Raw genomic sequence first — 16,465 nt, forward strand, 5'->3', positions numbered from 1 at the left:
ATGCGCGTTGACCTGTTCGATTTCGAGTTACCGCCGGAGCGTATCGCCCTTCGGCCCGTGAGCCCGCGCGACAGTGCGCGGATGCTCGTCCTCGACGGTGGAAGCACGGCCGACTGCCACGTCAGCGACTTGCCGCAGCAGTTGCGCGCAGGTGACATGCTCGTCTTCAACGACACCCGCGTGATCCCCGCGCAGCTTGAGGGCATCCGCGGCCAGGCGCGGATCGGTGCGACACTTCACAAGCGCGAGGGACTGAGACGCTGGCGCGCCTTCATTCGCAATGCGAAGCGGCTGCGCGAGGGCGACGAGATCGATTTCGGCGCCGGCGTGTTCGCAACCGCCACCGATCGCGACGAGGATGGCAGCTTCGCGCTGGACTTTGGCGGCGATGAACCCGTTGAAGTGCTGCTCGAGCGCGCGGGCACGATGCCGTTGCCGCCCTATATCGCGGGCAAGCGCGCCACCGACGCCCAGGACCGCGAGGACTATCAGACGATGTTCGCGCGCGAAGCGGGGGCGGTTGCCGCGCCTACCGCGGCGCTGCACTTCACGCCGGGGCTGATCGCCGCGCTCGAGGCCGCGGGCGTCGAGACCGCGACGCTGACGCTGCATGTCGGTGCGGGCACCTTCTTGCCCGTCAAGGTCGAGGATACCGAGGCGCATCGGATGCATGCCGAATGGGGGCGGATCGACGCCGTGACCGCAGAACGGCTCAACGCGGTGCGTGCCGGCGGTGGCCGGCTGATAGCGGTCGGGACGACGTCGCTTCGCCTGATCGAAAGCGCCGCCGGCGAAGACGGCCTTGTACGGCCCTTCGACGGAGACACTGCGATCTTCATCACTCCCGGTTATCGGTTCAAGGCGATCGACGGGCTCATGACCAATTTCCATCTGCCGCGTTCGACGCTGTTCATGCTCGTGTCCGCGCTGATGGGGCGCGAGCGGATGCAGGCGGCCTATGCCCATGCGATCGCGAGCGGCTATCGCTTCTATTCCTATGGCGATGCCAGTTTGCTGCTGCCGGAGGAGCCATGATCCAGTTGCTGCTGCTCAGCCTGCAAGTGGCGCCTGAGGCAGCGCCGCCAAATTCCTGGATGGCAGACACTTCAACCGTCGTTGAGCTGACACTTGACGAGAAGCGATCGATCTCCGCCTGCAGGCTGGTAAAGCGAACCAATATTGCGCGTTATGATGACGAGGCATGCGAGCGCGTGCTGGCGCACCCGGATGTTGCCCCGGCTGTGAAAAATGTGCCGAAGGCGCGCAGCACGTTTCAGTTCGAGCTGGTTTCGCAGGTTCGGGTCAGGCTGCCTGAGCCAGACGCGGACGCGCTGGAGGCAGAGCATGCGTTGCGACCGCTGACCGACGGCTGGGGCTACACGCCGGGGCTGACCTGCATCGGCCCCTTGTCGCTACGTCCGGTCAGCGCCTTTCTTGGGAATAATCCGGCGATTTCCTTACGCCCTGTCACGCGCGCCGATGTCCAAGCCCAAGGGCAGGCACTGGCCAGCTACGGTCGTTCATACAACCTCCTCGCCTTTGGCGATCGACGTTTCGCTTTTCCCGACCTCTGCCGCCGGGGCGAGAACTTGGCTGCCACCGCGATCATCGGCGATTTGCCAAAAGGCTCTTCGCTTGATGACGGCAGCGTCTTCGGGGCCATCAGGCTTGGGGATCGCGCCTCGCTTGCCGCGCGGCTTCGCGCAGGGACCCAGTCTCTGGACAGGGTCGACCCCATGTTGAGACTGACGGCCGTGCAGCTCGCTGCGGCCAAAGGGCGCCTCGATATGATCCGTATCCTCACCGACGGCGGTGCAAGGCTCTTCCCGCCTCCGGGGCAAAGTGCGCCTTGGCCGATATTCGAGTTGGCGGTTCGCTTCGGTCATCGCGAGTTAGCGAACTGGCTCCTGGCGCGCGTGCCGGTCGACCCCATGATGCCGGGGAGCATGAGGGCCGTGCTCAGCGCAGACCAGAATATCGGTACCGCATTTGCGCAATCGACGCTCCATTCCATCCTAGGCCGCCAACCGGCGTTTATCACCCATGCTGCCTATGCGCCGTCGGGATCGGATTGGAAAAATGCCTCGGTCGAAACGCGTCGCGCGATTCTGACTAATGGGGCCTGGCGATCCGAATGCAGCGACTCCGCGAAGCTTCACGGTTGCATGCAAATGGCGCAGTCGCTGTTCGATAGTCCCGAGTTCCTCGATCTGTTCCTGTCAAAGGGAGCGTCGCTGGATCGGCAGGAAATCGGCAAGTTAATCGCGATTGCCGCGGGGACCCTCCGTGCCCCCGCGCTCAAGGTCCTGGTCAAATACCCGTTTGACATGACGAACATCGCCAAATTTGCACCGACACGGGGCGTCACCCTGCCCGTTCCCGAACTCGCTGCGCGGCCGAGCCTCGACGAGCAAGCGGAGGAAGAGCGACTGGCGAAAGAGAAGCGAGCCAAGGAACACGTGCGCGCGCAGCGGGATCTTGCCGAGACATTGGACGCCCTCAAGGCCGCCGGCATAGCCGTCACTTACGCGGAGCTCTTATGAAGCATGCATTAACGATGACAATCGTGACGCTTCTGCTGTCCACTGGGGTTAGTGAGGCGCGCAAGCCGCCGCCGATCGATCCAGCGCTGCTAAGCGCGCCGACGATTTCGGCGACCCCGGCGGCTGTCATGATCGCCGGGTTCGACCGCGACCAGGATACCCGCGTGACCCGCGCTGAATTCGATGCGGGGCTCGATCGCTCGTTCAAGCATGGCGACACCAACGCCGACGCACAGATTTCGCTGATCGAGCTCAGTGGCTGGGCACAAAGCTGGCTGGGTCATTCGGGGGCGTTGCCGGGGCAATATGATTTCGACCGCGACGGCGACGACCGCGTGTCGCGCGACGAGTATCGCGTCGAGTTCAACCGTCGCTTTGCAGAGATGGACAAGGACAAGGACGGCGTGTTGGTCCGTGCCGAGCTGATCACCCTGAGCAGCCCGCGTTTCCAGCCGCGCCAGCCCGAAAAGCCGCCGCAAAAGCCCAATGAGGGAAAGAAGGCCAGGTAAGGTAGGACAGCGAAGCTCGGCCGGAACAATAGTTGACATGGTCAAGTAATGGAGGCAGGGACGGTCGCATGACCGATCCTGCGATGCGCGACGCCGTGACGGCCTATCGCGCTTTCAACCGCTTCCACACCCAACTCGTCGGCGCGCTCGACCCGCATTATATGGGCAGCGACCTGACGCTGATCGAGGCACGGCTGTTCTACGAAATCCTCAACCGCGAGGCGCCGCTGGCGTCGGAATTGCAGGAGGCGCTGGGGCTCGACGCTGGCTATGCCAGCCGCATCCTCCGCCGCTTTGAAGCACAGGGCTGGATCGTGCGCGGCCGCGGCGCCGATGCACGGCAACGGCCAATCTCTCCGACTGATGCCGGCAAGCTGATGTTCGGCGCACTCGACGACCGTACGCGCGCCGAAATCGAGCTTCAGCTCGAGCCGCTGGGTGCCGCCGGACGCGCGACGCTGGTTTCGGCGCTCGACACCGCACGCGCGTTGCTCGGCGACGTCAATGCGCGCCACTGGACGCTGCGTAGCTTCCGCGCTGGCGACATGGGCATGATCGCGGGGCGGCAATCCGCGCTCTATGCCGAACATCATGGCTGGGGACGTCCGATGGAAATTCTCCAGGGCGAAGTCACGACCAGTTTCCTGCGCGATTTCAGGCAGGGTCGCGAGCAATGCTGGGTCGCCGAGCGGGCGGGTCGGATGCTGGGCTCGATCTTCTGCTGCGATTCCGGTGACAATGCCGCGCAGTTGCGTCTGCTCTATGTCGAACCCGATGCGCGCGGACTGGGGATCGGAGAGGCGCTGGTGCACGAATGCGTCGAATTCGCCCGCGCTTCGGGTTACGCAAAGATCTGGCTGTGGACACACAGCGTGCTGTTGAGCGCACGGCGCATCTATGCTGCGGTGGGCTTCGAGATCGTCTCGGTCGACATGCACGACGCCTTTGGAGAGCCCGAACAAGGCGAAACCTGGGAGATGGCGTTGGGCGGATGACGCCGCTATAGGCGCGCGGATGACCGAAGCCCCCCGTTTCCAGTTCACGATCTCCGCCATCGACGGCAAGGCGCGCACCGGCACGGTCCGGATGCAGCGCGGCGAGATTCGCACGCCTGCTTTCATGCCCGTGGGCACCGCCGCCACCGTCAAGGCGGTGAAACCTGCCGATGTGCGTGCCGCGGGCGCGGACATCATCCTCGGCAACACCTATCACCTGATGCTGCGCCCCGGCGCCGAACGCATGGCGAAGCTGGGTGGACTGCACGGCTTCATGGGCTGGGAACGCCCGATCCTGACCGACAGCGGCGGATATCAGGTGATGAGCCTGTCCGACCTGACCAAGGTCACCGAGGAAGGCGTTGCCTTTCGCAGCCATCTCGACGGTTCGAAACACATGCTCAGCCCCGAGCGCTCGATGGAGATCCAGCGGCTGCTGGGTTCAGATATCGTCATGGCCTTCGACCAGCTTGTGCCGACGACCGCGACCAGGGACAAGCAGGCCGCGGCGATGGAACGATCAATGCGCTGGGCAAGGCGTTCGCGCGAGGGCTTTGACGCGGGCGGCGAACATGCTGGCCGCGCGGCGCTGTTCGGCATCCAGCAAGGGGCGCTCGATCAAGGCTTGCGCAAGGCTTCGGCTGATGCGCTGATCGATGTCGGCTTCGACGGCTATGCCGTGGGCGGGCTCGCCGTGGGTGAGGGGCAGGCAGCGATGTTCGGGTGTCTCGACTTCGCACCCGACCAGTTGCCATTCGACAAGCCGCGCTACCTGATGGGTGTGGGGAAGCCCGACGACATCGTCGGCGCGGTCGAGCGCGGGATCGACATGTTCGATTGCGTGCTGCCGACGCGCAGCGGACGGACGGGGCAGGCCTTCACCTGGGACGGACCGATCAACATCCGCAACGCGAAACACGCGGAGGACCTCAACCCGATCGATCCGGAGTCGCCGACCGCCGGCTGGTCGCGCGCCTATCTTCATCATCTGGTCAAATCGGGCGAGATCCTGGGCGCGATGCTGATGACCGAGCACAACCTCTGGTTCTACCAGCGACTCATGCAGGAATTGCGCGCCGCAATCGCCGAAGGACGGCTCAAGGCATTCGCGAACGGTTTCAGGGCACGCTACACGGCAAGAAATACAGGCGCTTAGCGAAGGGCCTCAAGACGCGATTCCCTTAGCCTCCGCGACGTGTCAGAATTGTGACACGAGCGGGAGTGGGACAATGCCATTTGATTCGATGCCGCAGGGGAAGCCCTGGGGTGAACCTTGGTTGCCGCAGTGCAAAAGCTGCCGTCAGCCGATTGCAAATAATGAGCCGGTCGAGAATTTGCGGTTCGACAATTTTTCGGACCACAAGCTTGCGGAACTGAGCGGGGCTTATCATGCCGCTTGCGCCAAGCCCTTTATGAGCCTTGCGCGCGCGCTCAAGATGATGTCGTCGCGTCCCTTCTAGGGATTGATCCGAACGGCACACATGCGCGTCCCGTCGCGACGCGTCGCCTGACCCGTTGTCCCTTGCGAGGTAGAGGTTACGCCTCGACAAGCGTCGGCAGCGGGTGCCCTGACCTGCGCAAGAGACGTTTGAGCAGTGGCCCCGTCATGATCGTGGTCCCCACCGCCATGATGACCAACATGGTGAACACATCCTGCGGGATGAAGCCGAGGTCGAGGCCGATGTTGAGGACGATGAGTTCCATCAGCCCCCGCGTGTTCATCGACACGCCGATGGTCGCCGACTTTTCCGGCGAAAGCCCCGCGAGCCGCGAAGCCAGATAGACCGGCATGACCTTGCTTGCGACTGCTGCGAGAAAGATTGCCGCGCACCATGACCAGTCCGACAGCGAGTCAAGGCCGAAGATGTTGGTTCTGAGGCCCGTGCAGGTGAAGAAAATGGGGAGGAAGAACACCAGAATGAACTTGCCGACCTGGCGCTGCCACGTTTCGACGAATTCGCGATGCCTGTGGAACAGCAGCCCGAGCATAAACCCGCCGAAGATCGTGAATATTCCCAGCTTCTGCGTGACGATGCCCGCAGCGAAAACGGCGGCTAGGACGATTGCCACGAGTTGGGCGGGGATTTGTCCCTCGCTGATCGGCATTCGCCGCAACAGCCAATCGACGAGTGGGCGACCACCATACCAAAACCCTGCCGCGAGAATCAGCAAGCCGACGAGTTGCAGCGCCGAATTCGCCATCGAAAGCTGCGCCGATGCAAAGGCCGTGATTCCGGCGAGCAAGATCCAGCCGACCACGTCATTGGCCGCAGCGGCGGAAATAGCGATCACGCCGGTGTCGGAGCGCGTCAGCGAATATTCCCTGAGGATGCGGCCGAGCACCGGAACCGCGGTGATGGCGAGCGCGATCGCCACGAAGAGGCTATAGATCAGCGGATCTATGCCAGGCGCGAGAACGGGCGCGGTCAGTCGTCCGAGCGCAAAGCCGACGCATAGCGGTGCGAAGACGCTCGCAACCGACACGAACACCGCGGCCTTGCGGTTCTGCTGCGTGCGCAGATGGCCGAACTCGAAGTCGCTCCCGATCTGGAACATCAGAAGCACCAGCCCGATCTGGCTGAGAATCTGGACCGAAGGAGCCGCCGAGGCGTTGAAGATCGTCGCTGAAGCCTCGGGGAAAGCCGCTGTCAGGAAGGATGGCCCCAACAGCAATCCGGCGATGATCTCGCCGACAACGCGCGGCTGCCGGACCGCGGCGGCGGCGTTTCCTGCAATTCTTGCTGCCAGAATGATCACGATCAGTTGGATCAGCGTCGCAACCAGCGTTTCTTCCATCTGATGCACGGAGCTATGCATGCCCGGCCTCCCCATCGCAGCGAATCTCACGGCCGCTTGTCTAACGTTGTCAATAATCATTACACTTGGCGCTGACGACCTGCAACGGTGACGCATCGCTGTATTCGCGAATGCCGGTAGCGCTTTGCGTTTGCTCTAGTATCTCAACAGGGGGCTTTCACAGGTGAGGCAGGCGGGAATGTCGGGCAAAAAGCGTGCAACGATCGTCGATGTTGCTGAAGCCGCCGGCGTGTCGATGAAGACCGTCTCCCGCGTCTTCAACAACGAGCCCCATGTCCGCAAGGCGCTGAAGGACAAGGTGCTTCGTGCTGCAAAGGCGTTGAACTATCAGCCCAATGTCGTTGCCCAGGGATTGGTGGGCCGACGGTCCTATCTGATCGGGCTCGTCTACGAAAATCCAAGCCCCAACTATGTCGTCGAGCTTCAGCACGGAGCGCTCGACCGGCTTCATGGCGAGCGATACCGGCTGGTCGTGCTGCCGGTCGAATCCGTGGCAAATGTTGCGGGCAAAATGTTGGGGTTGCTGCGGTCCGCGGCGCTGGACGGGGTCGTCCTGACTCCCCCGGCGTCGGACCATCGCCAGATCCTCGACGAGCTGAGCGAAAGCGGGTTTCCATTCGTGCGGGTTGCCCCCACGCGCTACCCGGATATCGGCCCGAGTACCATGACCGACGACGTCGCGGCGGCGTGTGACATGACCCGCTATCTGATCGAGCTGGGGCATCGCGACATCGGGCTCATCAAGGGCGATCCGACGCACTCGGCGACCGAGGCGCGGCTGTTCGGCTTCTCCAAAGCGCTGGCGGAGGCCGGAATCGCTCCACGGCTCGACCTCATCGAGCAGGGCATGTTCACCTATGAATCGGGGATCGAGGCAGCGCGGCGTTTGCTGGACCGCAGCGATCGGCCCACGGCCATCTTCGCGCAGAACGACGACATGGCGGGGGGCGCGATCATGGCGGCGCATGAACTGGACCTCGATGTGCCACGCGATGTTTCGATCGTCGGGTTCGATGACAGCCAGATCGCCAAAGTGACCTGGCCTCGCATCACGACGGTGCATCAGCCCGTTTATGAAATGGCGCGCTCAGCCACGGACATGCTGGTCGCGATGCTGGAAAACAAGCCATATGAGAACAAGCTCGAGCATCCCTATGAGCTTGTGGTCAGGCAATCGGCGGCCGCGCCCGGAAGCTCCGGATGATCACGCGGCGCCAGGAACTGAGCTATGCAGCCGGCGATGTCGGTTTCAATCTCATCTGGCAGTCGATCGAACTCTATCTGCTGTTCTTCTACATCGAGACAGCGGGCCTGCCATTGGCGGTAGCGGCCGGCATATTCCTGCTCGGCGCCATGGTCGACTGGCTCGCGGATCCAGTCATAGGGACATTGGCCGACAGGTTCGCGGGACGCTATCCGCTGCGCGTGTGGGTGCTGCTGAGCGGACCTTTTGCGGGGGTGGCGCTGGCTTTGGCCTTTTCGGTTCCGCCGCTCGCTCCCGGCCCGCTCGCCATCTACGCCGCCGCCACACATGTCCTTCTGCGCTTTGCCTATAGTTGCGGGAACATTCCCTATGCCGCGCTGACCGCACGGATGACCGATGATCCATTTGCGCACGCCAGACTGACCGGCGTCCGGATGCAGGGAGCGGCGATTGGCGGTCTTCTGGCGGCGCTGGTCTATGCGCTCGAATCCGCGTGGAGCGAGAGTGGGACGCACCAGTTCTTCATGGGAGCGCTCGTGCTGGGAATGCTCGCGCAGCCCTGTTTCTACATGACATGGGCGGGCGTGCGCGAACAGATTGTGACGGGACGTCCGCAGTCGCCGCTATCGATCGCGGGCGAGTTCCGGACCTACCTCACGATGGTCAGCCGAAGCGCGGAGCTTCGTCGCGTGCTCGCGACGATCCTTGCCGCAGGGCTGAGCACCACGGTGACCTTCAAGTCGATCCTCTTCCTGTTCGATCGCGATATGCAACAGGGAGCATGGGGGTATTGGGCGGCGCTTCTTCCCTCCATCGCGCTGCTGACGACGGCGCCGGTCTGGGTAGCACTCTCAAGGCGCCTGGGGCGAGCGCGCTCACTCGCGATTGCCGCTGCGATCCACTGCGCGGCTCTGTTGTTAATTGCGGTCATGCCCGCGCGTGACATGGGGTCGGTGACGCTGTTGCTGGCAATCGCGATTACCGCGAGCTGCGGCATGTCGGTGATGTTCTGGGCGCTGGTGCCAGCGGCAATCCAGGATCTGGAGGCCGATCCGGGCTCGGAGCCATGCGCCGCGCGGGCATACGCATTATCGACCACCACCCGAAAGCTTGGCCAGGCCCTGGCGCCTCAGCTTATTGCGCTTAGTCTGGCGGTTACGCGCAGCGACGATGCTGCGAAGGGCGGCGGGTCCGTGATTCCCGCGCTTGTGGCCGGCGCCGCCGTGTGTCTTGTCATGATGCTGCTCTATCGCCCCGGCAGGATGCGAAGCGACAGGGGGAACGGGCCGCCCGCCGCAGCGTGAGGGCCCGCGATGCGTAATCAAGATGACGTTCTGCGCCGCAGCACAATGACCCGCCATCCGAGCTTGCTCGCCAGCGGAGAGGTTCGGCCACGCCTGTATCGCGGGCCATATCAAAGATTCTGCACATCGATACCATGACGAAACTGCTATCGTTGTCATTCAAACCTTTTTGAAATCTTGCTTCACCGCAGGCGAGACACGCGCGATGGGAGCATTTGCGCCGAAATTTTAATATAATAAACGCAATGATATAAAGCAAATATCTGGCAATATACTCCGTCGGCTCACATGTGGGCTTGACTGAATCACTGGTTATGGTAGCGATACCGCTGTTAAAAAAGTGCGCCGCAATTTGACAGCGCTGTCAGCGATCTTGAGAATCGCGTTATTGGGAGAGGGGGAGTTATGAAGACCCTGATGTCGACCTTCGCAATTTGCCGTTCGGCTTCCGTGATAGCTATTTCGACCTGCCTCGCTGCGCCATGCTTCGCGCAGGCCGAGGCGACACCCGTTGCCGACGAAGAGGAGATCATCGTCACGGGCATCCGCGCCAGCCTTGAGGCGGCAATGGATATCAAGCGCGAGTCGACGGGGGTGGTCGACGCGATCTCGGCGGAAGATATCGGCAAATTCCCCGACACCAACATCGCCGAGTCGCTGCAGCGCATTCCGGGCGTGTCGATCGACCGCGTGAACGGCGAAGGCTCGAAGGTGACGGTGCGCGGCTTCGGCCCCCAGTTCAACCTCATCACTCTCAACGGCCGCCAGCTTGCGACATCCAGCGTTGGCGTCGTGGGCGGCGACCAGGATGTTGAAAACCAGCAGCCCACCAGCCGCTCGTTCGACTTCTCGAACCTTGCGCCCGAAGGCGTTCGCACGCTTGAAGTCTACAAGACCGCCCGCACCGCACTGCCGTCCGGCGGCATCGGCGCCACCATCAACATCAGAACGCAGCGTCCGCTGGAAACTGGCGAAACGGGTCTGCGCGGCAGCGTCGGCGCCAAGGCTGTTTACGATACAAGCGTGGATGGCTTCGAGGTCACTCCCGAATTCTCCGGCATTGTCGGCTGGTCCAACGATTCAGAAACCTTCGGCGTGTCGCTGTTCGGCTCTTATCAGGATCGCAAGAGCGCGGCTCCCAGCGCAACGTCGAACGACTGGAATATCCGGACGTTCGGGGACTTTCTCAATCCGGACAACGGTTTTGTCCGCCGGGACGGTACGACGCAGATCGAGAATGCGCCGACCGATCTCAGCACGCTCGTGGCGGTGCCCAATGACAGCCGCTATCACTATTCGGAATCGCAGCGCGAACGCATCAATGGGCTGCTGACGCTGCAGTTCAAGCCGATGGAAACGCTGACGCTGACAGCCGATGCGCTTTACGCGCAGAACAAGGTCAAGGAGGAGCGCTCTGACCAGGGGAACTGGTTCAACCGCCCCTTCAACCAGGTGCGGTTTGACGACAATCCCACCGTGGCGACGACGGTTTTCCTTCAGGAAACGCTGACCGGGGTGAAGGACATCGGCTTTGAGCAGCAATATCGCGCGACCAAGTCCGATCTTTACTCCTTCGGTTTCAATGCGAATTGGGAGATCAGCGACGGTTTCACGCTGACCCTCGATGCCAACACGTCCAAGGCAAAGGACCGGCCCGATTCACCCAATGGCGCGAGCTCAACGCTGGTCGGAATTGGCGCTCCGGTCGTTTCGGCGCACTCGGTCGATTACAGCGGGGCCATCCCGGTTCAGGAATGGACGCTCAACGACGCGCTTCGCGGCAACAACAATGGCGTCCTCGACATCGGCGATTTGGGAACGCAGGTGGCGCGCACTGTCACCGCCCGTCAGGAGCATCGCATCAACCAGTTCGCCGCCGACCTGGGCTGGGAGTTCGATGGCGGCGGCCGTTTCGACCTCGGCGTGAACTATATCGACTCCAAGATGGAGAGCCAGCGCAGCCAGACGCAACAGACGCTCGGCGACTGGGGCATCAATAATGTCGGCGACGTTTCGGCGCTTGCCGGCGACCTGATCGAGCAGTTCTGCATGGCGTGCAAGTTCGATCACTACAAGCCCGGCAATGCGGCGATCGCCTTCCGCGGCAACGCGGTCGACCTTTATGAGGTGCTTTCGGCGGCGTACCTGACCGATGCCGATCCACGGGACCCCGACCTTGATGACGCTGATCCGAATACGCCGGGGCAACAAGGGCGTCCCATCGATGCTACGGCCGGCTTGGATGACGAGGTCAAGGAGAAGATCTGGGCCGGCTATGTCCAGTTCACCTGGAAGGGTGAGTTCATGGGGCGGCCGGCAGGCGTGGTCGCTGGTGTCCGCTATGAGAACACTAAGGTAACCTCCAATTCCTTGATCAGGCAGCCAGCCAGGATCGCGTGGGTTGCCGACAATGATTTCACGACAGTGCTTTCCGACGATGTCGTGCCGATTCAGGCTGAAGGTGAATATAACAACCTTCTGCCGGCAATCGACTTCCAGATCGAGCCGATGGACAATCTCCTTGCGCGCGTGTCCTACAGCCGGACGCTGGCCCGGCCCGACTATGGAAACCTGTTTGCGTCCGTGTCGGTCGATAACAACAACCCCAACCGGCCGACAGCGGCTGGTGGCGTCGCGACGGCCAACGCGGGCAATCCCAGCCTCAAGCCGCTCGTCTCGGACAATTTCGACGTGTCGCTTGAATGGTATTTCGACAAGTCCAGCTATATTTCGGCCGCATTCTTCTACAAGAAGGTGAAGAACTTCCCCGGCGCCGGCCAGGTGGAGCAAGAGCTGTTCGGTCTGCGTGACCCGAGCTCCGGCGCGGCCGGAACCCGGTCGGGCGCGGCATTGGCCGAGCTTCAGAGGCTCGGTCTCGATACCAGCGACGTGAACCTGTTCACGATGACGGCGCTTATTGTCGAGCAGGGTGGCGGCATCGATCCCACCACGGTCGCCAATGCTTCGGCCGTATTTCAGGCCAACCTGACCGGCGGCTCGCTTAACCAGACCTTTGTTGACCAGGTGCTGGGACGGACGGATGTTATTGCGAACTCCTCTGATCCCTTGTTCAACTTCTCGGTGGACACGCCCGTCAACACCGAGACCGGCAACATTCACGGCTTCGAGCTTCAGGGTCAGTATTTCTTCGGAGACAGCGGCTTCGGCATCGCCGGCTCGTACACCAATGTGAACGGCGATGTGGGCTTCGATATCGGGGCCGATCCGAACACGGACCAGTTCGCGCTGACTGGCCTTGCCAACAGCTACAATATCACCGGCATCTTCGAGAAATATGGCGTCTCGGCGCGTGTCGCCTACAACTGGCGCGACAAATATCTGAGCCGGCTCAACCGTCAGGGGAGCCGGAACCCGGTGTTTGTTGCGCCATTCGGCACGCTGGACGTGAGCGTCACCTACGATGTCACCGAAAATATCCAGGTGTCGTTCGAAGGGGTGAACCTGCTCAGCGAGCCGATCCGGACCTATGCCCGCGACAGGGACGAGTTGTGGTTCGCGCAAGAGCTGAGCCCGCGTTTCTACCTGGGGGCCCGGTACAGGTTCTGAGGCCAAGGTCGCAAAGGGGGGCAAAGGCCGCTGTGCGCAGCGGCCTTTGTCCTGCCGGAATTGAGTGAAGCGTTATATTGGTTCATCATCGCGACTGCCGGCTCCCCATTGCGTCCGATATTCGGCCGCAATCGTGGACTGGCGGCAACGTAGGACGATCAAGGCCCGGGTGCTCCGCATGACCAATATCGTGTTGCTGAACAATGTGGATCATCACGGTCTTCGCGTCGTCACGCGGCACGCCGCGCAGTTCGGGGACAGCGTCAACCAGATGCTGATCTTTCCCACCGAATATGACGAGGTTCAGCGGGAATATCCGATCCTGTTTCGCAAGGATGCGAACGGAGAGTTCCAGTCGGTCGCTCTGCTGGGTCTGGAACGCGATGAGAATCTGTTTCTCGGCGAGCATGGTTGGGAGGGGCGTTATGTTCCGGCGGTGCAGCAACGCGGTCCCTTCTCGATCGCGCTTCCCGCTGGTGACGACGCCGGCCGCGCGGAACCGATGATCCATGTCGATCTGGATGATCCGCGGATTAGCGATAAGAGCGGCGAACCGCTCTTTCTGCCCCATGGCGGAAACGCGCCGCAGCTCGAGCGCGTCGCGGCGGCGCTCCGGACGATCTATTCGGGGCTTGAAGTCAGCAAACCCATGTTCGCGGCTTTTGAGGAGGCCGGGTTGATCGAGCCGGTCCTGCTGGAAATCAAGCTCAGCGACGCCGAACAGTATAATGTGTCCAACTATTACACCATCGGCGAGGACAGGCTGGCCGCACTCGATGCGGCATGGCTTGATCGGTTGCACCGGGGGGGATTCCTGCGCTCTGCGTTCTCGGTCGTCTCGTCGCTCCGCAATGTCAGCCGGCTGATCGACATCAAGAATCGAAAGCGGGGCATTTCGGCGCCGCCTGTCGCAGCATGAGGATGATGCGTCACCCATGGCGGGCCTGATGCGCACTACTCGCGAAATAAAAGGCCTGGCGCCCGATGCCATTCCTTACGGCGAACTGCTGGAGGCGCAGGAGCCGGTGATCCTGAAGGGAGTGGTGCGCCAATGGCCACTCGTCCAAACGGGATACGAAGGCCCCGAGGCCGCGATGGATTATCTCCTGCCGTTCTACAATGGTCGCCCGATCGCGGGCTATACCGGGCGACCGGAGATCAAGGGGCGCTATTTCTATAATGACGACGTGAGCGGCCTCAATTTCGAGGGTGAGCGCGTGCCGCTCGACGAATATCTGGGACGCATCCGGGAGCATCTTCACCAGGCAGATCCGCCCTCTTTCTATATCGGCTCCACCGATGTGGACGGCCATTTGCCCGGGCTCCGCAACGAGAATGAGCTCGTGCTCGATGATCCGATGTTCGCCGCCAATCCCCCGATAGTCAGCATCTGGATCGGCAACCGCACGATTGCGTCGGCGCATCATGACATGTCGAACAACCTGGCCTGCTGCATGGTAGGCCGTCGGCGTTTCACGCTGTTCCCGCCGGAGCAGATCGCCAACCTCTATCCCGGCCCGCTGGAGCCGACACCGGGCGGTCAGGTGGTCAGCATGGTTGATTTTGGCGCCCCCGATCTCGACCGCTATCCGCGCTTCCGAGAAGCGCTTGCGGCTGCCGAGGTCGCGGAGCTCGAACCCGGTGATGCGCTCTTCTATCCCGCGATGTGGTGGCATCAGGTGGAGGCGCTCGACGCCTTCAACGTCATGATCAACTATTGGTGGAACACGTCACCGGCGTTCATGGACACACCGATGACCACGCTGCTGCACGGGCTTTTGAGCCTGCGCGATCGTCCAGAGCCCGAAAAGCGCGCCTGGCAGGCCCTGTTCGATTATTATGTCTTTGGACCTGCCGGGCGCGCCGCCGAACATCTTCCTGAACATGCGCGCGGAAATCTTGCGCCGCTGGACGAACTCAAGGCGAGGCGGTTGCGCGCCTATCTGCTCAACCGGCTCAACAGATAATGACAGGGGAGGGGTGCGTGGCAGAACAGATCGTAAGGCGCGTCGTCATTGCAGGAGGAGGGACGGCAGGCTGGATCGCGGCAGTGGCGCTGTCGAAGCAACTCGGGACGTTGCTGGACATCACGCTTGTCGAGTCCGACCAGATCAGGACCGTGGGGGTCGGCGAGTCCACGGTTCCGACCGCGCACACCTTCCATCACCTGATCGGAATCGACGAGCAGGAGTTCATGCGCGAGACCGGCTCAAGCTTCAAGCTGGGCATCAACTTCGAGAATTGGGGCGAGATCGGCGACCGTTACATCCATTCCTTTGGCACGCTCGGCAAATCGACATGGATGGCAGACTTTCATCACCTCTGGCTCCACGCGCGCGGGGAGGGGCTTGCGGGCGAGTTGGAGGACTATTGTCTTGAGTTGCAGGCGGCCGAACAGGGGAAGTTCGCCACGTCTGATCAGTTCAAGGTCAACTACGCCTATCATCTGGATGCGGGCTATTATGCGCGGTATCTGAGGCGGCTCAGCGAGGCCGCGGGCGTCCGCCGCGTCGAGGGCAAGATCGCCTCGGTCGAGCAGCATCCCCAGACGGGGTTCATCCAGTCGCTCCTCCTTGAGTCCGGCGAGCGGATCGAGGGGGACCTGTTCATCGACTGCACGGGTTTTCGCGGGCTGCTGATCGAGCAGACGCTGAAGGCGGGCTTCGAGGACTGGTCTCACTGGCTGCCCAACAACAGCGCGCTTCCGGTCCAGACGCGCTCCGTCGGGCCCGCAATGCCCTATACCAGCGCGATCGCGCACGACGCCGGCTGGCTGTGGCGGATTCCGCTCCAGCACAGGGTAGGCACGGGGCTGGTCTATTGCAGCGACTATCTCTCCGACGATGAGGCGCTCGCGAGGCTCCATCAGATGATCGAAGGTGAGATTCTGATCGAGCCATGGTCCATACGCTTCAAGGCCGGGCGTCGCCTCAAGGTCTGGGAGAAGAACTGCATCGCGCTCGGCTTGGCGAGTGGCTTCGTCGAGCCGCTGGAATCGACCAGCATTCACATGATCATGATCGCGGTGACGCGGCTTATCCAGTTGTTCCCGTTCAACGGGTGCGACGATGCGCTTCAGCGCCGGTACAACGACCTTTCGCAGAATGAGATCGAAAAAATCCGCGATTTCATTATCTTGCACTATCATCTCACCGAACGCGACGACAGCCCCTTCTGGCGCCAGGTCCGCACCATGGAAATTCCCGATACGCTTGCGCAGCGCCTCGCGCTGTTCGGGGAGAATGCGCATGCCTATCAGATCACCGAGGAACTGTTTCGAATCGATTCCTGGGTACAGGTCATGCTGGGACAGCGTCTTCGACCTGCAGGACATCACCAGCTCGGCCGGCTGATGCGTCCCGAGCAACTGCGCCAGGCATTGCTCGATCTCAAGACCAACATTGGCAAGGCCGTGGCGGGCATGCCGAGCCACCAGGATTTCCTCAACCGCTATTGCCCGGCAGCGATGGCCTGAAGCGCGCCGGGAAAGAGCCGCGCGCCTTCCGCCTCGCTCAGCACAAGGACC

At 62.2% G+C, this 16,465-nt stretch carries 12 protein-coding genes; 11 read left to right on the plus strand and 1 reads right to left on the minus strand.

All coding sequences use genetic code 11. The features are described 5' to 3' along the window. The 5 genes from queA to tgt all read left to right on the plus strand — a co-directional run bounded on the left by queA (nucleotide 1) and on the right by tgt (nucleotide 5,203). The gene (queA, locus tag D3876_RS11570) at nucleotides 1-1,035 is read left to right on the plus strand and encodes a tRNA preQ1(34) S-adenosylmethionine ribosyltransferase-isomerase QueA (RefSeq protein WP_119762334.1); all 1,035 of its coding nucleotides are present in this window, start codon (nucleotides 1-3) and stop codon (nucleotides 1,033-1,035) included. After that, nucleotides 1,032-2,543 carry an ankyrin repeat domain-containing protein gene (locus tag D3876_RS11575; protein ID WP_119762336.1) on the plus strand — a complete coding sequence of 504 codons (1,512 nt, stop codon included), beginning with the start codon at nucleotides 1,032-1,034 and terminating at the stop codon, nucleotides 2,541-2,543. Before queA ends, D3876_RS11575 begins: the two co-directional genes overlap by 4 nt. Continuing rightward, nucleotides 2,540-3,052, plus strand: a complete 513-nt coding sequence (locus D3876_RS11580) for an EF-hand domain-containing protein (RefSeq protein ID WP_147417651.1) — start codon at nucleotides 2,540-2,542, stop codon at nucleotides 3,050-3,052. Before D3876_RS11575 ends, D3876_RS11580 begins: the two co-directional genes overlap by 4 nt. Nucleotides 3,053-3,120: 68 nt before the next feature. Next, nucleotides 3,121-4,047: a bifunctional helix-turn-helix transcriptional regulator/GNAT family N-acetyltransferase gene (locus D3876_RS11585; protein WP_238475337.1), complete on the plus strand. Its 927-nt coding sequence runs from the start codon at nucleotides 3,121-3,123 to the stop codon at nucleotides 4,045-4,047. Nucleotides 4,048-4,066: 19 nt separating this feature from the next. Further along, a complete protein-coding gene (tgt, locus tag D3876_RS11590) occupies nucleotides 4,067-5,203 on the plus strand; it encodes a tRNA guanosine(34) transglycosylase Tgt (RefSeq protein ID WP_119762340.1) in 1,137 nt (378 codons plus the stop codon). 380 nt (nucleotides 5,204-5,583) lie between these two features. Here the strand turns inward: tgt and D3876_RS11600 are convergent, their stop codons facing one another. Next, nucleotides 5,584-6,864 carry a cation:proton antiporter gene (locus D3876_RS11600; RefSeq protein ID WP_119762344.1) on the minus strand — a complete coding sequence of 427 codons (1,281 nt, stop codon included), beginning with the start codon at nucleotides 6,862-6,864 and terminating at the stop codon, nucleotides 5,584-5,586. Between the two features lie 178 nt (nucleotides 6,865-7,042). On the opposite strand from D3876_RS11600, the gene D3876_RS11605 reads away from it, so the two are divergent. From D3876_RS11605 to D3876_RS11630, 6 genes are all read left to right on the plus strand, one after another. Continuing rightward, nucleotides 7,043-8,068, plus strand: a complete 1,026-nt coding sequence (locus tag D3876_RS11605) for a LacI family DNA-binding transcriptional regulator (RefSeq protein ID WP_119762346.1) — start codon at nucleotides 7,043-7,045, stop codon at nucleotides 8,066-8,068. Beyond that, complete coding sequence (locus D3876_RS11610; RefSeq protein ID WP_119762348.1) at nucleotides 8,065-9,372, plus strand: MFS transporter; 1,308 nt, start codon at nucleotides 8,065-8,067, stop codon at nucleotides 9,370-9,372. Before D3876_RS11605 ends, D3876_RS11610 begins: the two co-directional genes overlap by 4 nt. A gap of 405 nt (nucleotides 9,373-9,777) precedes the next feature. Continuing rightward, nucleotides 9,778-12,939: a TonB-dependent receptor gene (locus tag D3876_RS11615; RefSeq protein ID WP_220475457.1), complete on the plus strand. Its 3,162-nt coding sequence runs from the start codon at nucleotides 9,778-9,780 to the stop codon at nucleotides 12,937-12,939. Between the two features lie 178 nt (nucleotides 12,940-13,117). After that, nucleotides 13,118-13,858: a SapC family protein gene (locus D3876_RS11620; RefSeq protein WP_119762350.1), complete on the plus strand. Its 741-nt coding sequence runs from the start codon at nucleotides 13,118-13,120 to the stop codon at nucleotides 13,856-13,858. Between the two features lie 28 nt (nucleotides 13,859-13,886). Beyond that, a complete protein-coding gene (locus D3876_RS11625; RefSeq protein WP_238475338.1) occupies nucleotides 13,887-14,906 on the plus strand; it encodes a cupin-like domain-containing protein in 1,020 nt (339 codons plus the stop codon). Continuing rightward, on the plus strand, nucleotides 14,906-16,414 hold the full coding sequence (locus tag D3876_RS11630; RefSeq protein WP_220475458.1) for a tryptophan halogenase family protein: 1,509 nt from the start codon (nucleotides 14,906-14,908) through the stop codon (nucleotides 16,412-16,414). The genes D3876_RS11625 and D3876_RS11630 overlap by 1 nt, the downstream gene beginning before the upstream one ends. The last annotated feature ends 51 nt before the right edge of the window (nucleotides 16,415-16,465 follow it).

Origin of the sequence: Sphingomonas cavernae (assembly GCF_003590775.1) — a bacterium.
GTDB classification, from domain to species: Bacteria; Pseudomonadota; Alphaproteobacteria; order Sphingomonadales; family Sphingomonadaceae; genus Sphingobium_A; species Sphingobium_A cavernae.

Coding starts and splice junctions, on each gene's coding strand:
- D3876_RS11580 (WP_147417651.1), top strand. CDS start 2,540: ATGAAGCATGCATTAACGATGACAATCGTGACGCTTCTGCTGTCCACT.
- D3876_RS11600 (WP_119762344.1), bottom strand. CDS start 6,864: ATGCATAGCTCCGTGCATCAGATGGAAGAAACGCTGGTTGCGACGCTG.
- D3876_RS11620 (WP_119762350.1), top strand. CDS start 13,118: ATGACCAATATCGTGTTGCTGAACAATGTGGATCATCACGGTCTTCGC.
- D3876_RS11630 (WP_220475458.1), top strand. CDS start 14,906: ATGACAGGGGAGGGGTGCGTGGCAGAACAGATCGTAAGGCGCGTCGTC.
- D3876_RS11575 (WP_119762336.1), top strand. CDS start 1,032: ATGATCCAGTTGCTGCTGCTCAGCCTGCAAGTGGCGCCTGAGGCAGCG.
- tgt (WP_119762340.1), top strand. CDS start 4,067: ATGACCGAAGCCCCCCGTTTCCAGTTCACGATCTCCGCCATCGACGGC.
- D3876_RS11625 (WP_238475338.1), top strand. CDS start 13,887: ATGCGCACTACTCGCGAAATAAAAGGCCTGGCGCCCGATGCCATTCCT.
- D3876_RS11605 (WP_119762346.1), top strand. CDS start 7,043: ATGTCGGGCAAAAAGCGTGCAACGATCGTCGATGTTGCTGAAGCCGCC.
- D3876_RS11615 (WP_220475457.1), top strand. CDS start 9,778: ATGAAGACCCTGATGTCGACCTTCGCAATTTGCCGTTCGGCTTCCGTG.
- queA (WP_119762334.1), top strand. CDS start 1: ATGCGCGTTGACCTGTTCGATTTCGAGTTACCGCCGGAGCGTATCGCC.
- D3876_RS11585 (WP_238475337.1), top strand. CDS start 3,121: ATGACCGATCCTGCGATGCGCGACGCCGTGACGGCCTATCGCGCTTTC.
- D3876_RS11610 (WP_119762348.1), top strand. CDS start 8,065: ATGATCACGCGGCGCCAGGAACTGAGCTATGCAGCCGGCGATGTCGGT.